Raw genomic sequence first — 3,181 nt, 5'->3', positions numbered from 1 at the left:
CCCCAACAGTGATCTGATAGCCAACCCGGTAACCAACTGGACCCTGTCGGACCGGCACATGCGTATCGTCATCCCTGTGGGCGTTGCATACGGATCTGATGTTGAGGTTGTGCTTCAGACCCTGATGGACTGTGCCATGGCCAGTACCAAAGTTTCACGAATGCCGGAACCCCTGGTGATGTTCAAGAAGTTCGGTGACAGCGCCCTGGAGTTCGAATTGCACGTCTGGATCCACGACATCAATGAGCGGCACAAGGTGCGCAGTGCCTTGCATCAGGACCTGGAAAGTCGTTTACGCGATGCGGGCATCACCATCGCGTTCCCACAAAGAGATATCCACATCCGGAGTGACTCGAAGGAATTATATTCTCACGCAACGACGCAACGGCGCTACGAATAATCGAGAAAAAAGATACATAAATGAAAGGTGATTAAATGAATTCACCGGAACCGAAGGTAGAGGACTGGCGATTGAAATTGGGCGCGGTGATTTTTGGGCTCAGCATCCTGCTGCCGATAGCAGGTGTGCCACTGGTTGGGTTGTTCGGTTTCTCGACCGGCATGAAAGCCACAATTACCGGTGGTCTCCTGGTTTCAGCAGAGATTATGGGACTGGCGGCCGTCGCCGTAATGGGCAAGAGCGGCTATGCCTATATCAAAAAGCGGGCCCTGGGGTTCCTGAAGCAATACGGTCCGCCAAATAAGGTCAGTCCCCTGCGCTATAAAATCGGCCTCGTCATGTTCCTGGCACCCATTCTATTCGGCTGGGTGTCCATTTACACCGCCAGGTGGATTCCCGGATTTGAGAACAATTCCTTTTTTTATGCCGTTGGCGGCGACCTGATGCTGCTGTCCAGCCTGTTCGTGCTGGGCGGCGATTTCTGGGACAAGATCCGCTCTTTGTTCATTCATGACGCTGAAGTGCATTTTCCGGTGGTGTCGGAGGGTGGTCTGGCTACGGGGAACATTTCGTAGGGGCCTGGCTTTTTCTTTTTTTGCCTCACGCAACGCCGCTACGACGCAACGAAAGCTAAAGAAATTAGACAATTCGAGGAAACTGAAGCCACGGATAATGAGAAGCTTAAAATTGTCATACAAAAAATGATGACGCGTTCAAATACAATCGATTCGTCGAATCAAAGCGATTACCCAACGTGCGAAACCAAACTCAGCAGGAGTATCGAAAACTATGAAAAAATTAGCAGATTTTATGAAGACGACAGCCGCTGGCGGGTTTTTTGTCCTCTTGCCGCTGATTCTGTTTTATCTTCTCCTATCCCAAATCCTGGAGTTGATCGTGGGCATGGCCACCCCCATAGCCGATTTGTTGTTTCCCAAAGGCACGTTCGATGAGGTCTCCGCGCCGGTTCTGGTTGCCATCCTGCTCCTTCTGGGCGCTTCCTTTGTGATCGGGATCGCGATGCGATCCGAGAATGGCAGACGCCTCGCCAACTGGATCGAACAGAACACCATCGGCAAACTACCGCTTTACAAGGCTGTCAAGGAATTGGCGAGAGGCTTTGCCGGAGACGATGCGTTCCAACCGGCCCTCCTCAGGAATTCGGAAACCGAGCAGGAAATGATCTACATTGTAGAAAAGCATGACGATGGCCGCCATACCGTGCTCGTCCCTTGGGCGCCTGCCTCGTTTGCCGGATCGGTTAAGATCGTATCCGGGGACCGGATCGAATTGCTGGATACCAGCCTTGGGGATGTCAGTCGCATTTTGAGCCAGTGGGGCGTGGGCACCCGGGAACTCCTGGAACAGAAGGAGAAGCCCCACGGTGAGGTATCGGAAGGCAGCACTTGAGACCTGAAGCATCTTCTTAAGCGTCAAATGCTGGAAATTGGCCACAATGACGGGAAAAAGGCGGTACCGGCTTTTCTTAAAGGCATCAAGGATTGCATTCGTGTTTGCAGTCGCCCTGTGCCTCCTGTTGCCCACAATTGGCCAGTCAGGTTCGCCGTGGCACCGAACCTTCCTGTGCAAGGAAAACACAATCACCATTACTCAGGATGCTTCCAGCACCTTCCACTTCCAGTCCACCGGACGCATCCAGGTAGAGGGCCTGGACGGTGGCAGCATGACCCTGAACAATGGGGTGCCGGTCTACAAATTTCAGGACGGCGGCAGACAATACTGGTTGTGGGATGGCACCGGGAAGAGGCCCCGTTTCGGCTCTCTGGAAGTCTATGATGAGGACGTGCTGGTGTTGCAATTGGAGTGTGCCCGGCAGTCGCTGCATTAGCGGCTTGCCCAAATGGATGCGGTTTCGCAGCAACCTGGTATGAACAAACAATGCCTCACGCAACGGCGCGACGGCGCAACGAAAGCTGAAGAAAGATGACGTGGCGTCGTTGCGGCGTGGCGTGAAAAAGTTAATCGCACCCAAGACTGCCATGATGCACCGCAAGATCAAAACCGCCATGCCACAATACCAAAGAATGCTTTGCATGACATCCTTGGCGGTTTTTATTAATCTTATCGGCATCTGTTTATGCATTGGGAAAAATGCAGCTGCGGCAAATGCTGACCTGCGAGGTGGCATCAATTACGCCTATTCCACTTGGGTCGGCACGGGGTATTACCGCGTGGGGGATCGAAACGCATTGATTCTTCGCGGCCGACTGACGCGGCCGCTGTTAAAATCTCACGCCCAGCGAGAATGGGAGTTGGATCTCCTGTTGCAGGGAACGATCGGGTTTTACGATTTCCTCACTGCAGACACCGATGTGGCCGCCGTTACGGCGGTGCCTGGACTGATGCTTACATACTCGGTTCGTGAAAATTGGTGGTTGAAGCCCTTCGGTCAGATCGGGGTCGGCAAGGACTTTTCCGATGGGGATACGGTACTGATCGGCGCGGCCGGCATCAAGAGCCTGGCTGCCATTTCACAGGCCAACGGCGCTGTGTGGGAACTGGGCAATTCCCTGATGTTTGCCGATAACAGCGATTCCAGTGACACCCCTTTGGACGATGGATTTTCCATGTTTGAAATCGGTTTGAATCGCCGCAGTCCCATCGATTACCGGGTCTTGGGTCAACCCACCGATCTGAACCTGTTTTTTATCTACACCGAATTCATCAACGATCTTGAATTCTTTCAGGTGGATTTTACGGACACACGCCTGAAACGGATATACAAATTCGGGTTTGCATTCACCGCTGAGGAGAAGTTTT

General features: G+C 52.8%; 5 protein-coding genes. All 5 read left to right on the top strand.

Translation table 11 applies throughout. From position 1 onward, the window contains the following. Positions 1 to 400: mechanosensitive ion channel family protein (locus ABYV26_RS23690; RefSeq protein ID WP_372683821.1), on the top strand; the 400-nt coding region annotated here is incomplete at its 5' end. A 35-nt stretch (positions 401 to 435) separates the two neighbouring features. Then, on the top strand, positions 436 to 975 hold the full coding sequence (locus ABYV26_RS23685) for a transporter suffix domain-containing protein (protein WP_372683820.1): 540 nt from the start codon (positions 436 to 438) through the stop codon (positions 973 to 975). Positions 976 to 1,189: 214 nt separating this feature from the next. After that, on the top strand, positions 1,190 to 1,810 hold the full coding sequence (locus ABYV26_RS23680; protein WP_372683819.1) for a hypothetical protein: 621 nt from the start codon (positions 1,190 to 1,192) through the stop codon (positions 1,808 to 1,810). A gap of 100 nt (positions 1,811 to 1,910) precedes the next feature. Further along, entirely contained in the window at positions 1,911 to 2,249 is a 339-nt protein-coding gene (locus tag ABYV26_RS23675; protein WP_372683818.1) for a hypothetical protein, read from the top strand. A gap of 121 nt (positions 2,250 to 2,370) precedes the next feature. Then, positions 2,371 to 3,181: hypothetical protein (locus ABYV26_RS23670; RefSeq protein ID WP_372683817.1), on the top strand; the 811-nt coding region annotated here is incomplete at its 3' end.

The organism is Desulfosarcina sp., from assembly GCF_041551955.1.
In the GTDB taxonomy this organism is placed as follows: domain Bacteria; phylum Desulfobacterota; class Desulfobacteria; order Desulfobacterales; family Desulfosarcinaceae; genus Desulfosarcina.
Note: the sequence above shows the minus strand (reverse complement) of the source record. Positions and strands in the feature narration are given on the sequence as shown.

Coding starts and splice junctions, on each gene's coding strand:
- ABYV26_RS23680 (WP_372683819.1), top strand. CDS start 1,190: ATGAAAAAATTAGCAGATTTTATGAAGACGACAGCCGCTGGCGGGTTT.
- ABYV26_RS23685 (WP_372683820.1), top strand. CDS start 436: ATGAATTCACCGGAACCGAAGGTAGAGGACTGGCGATTGAAATTGGGC.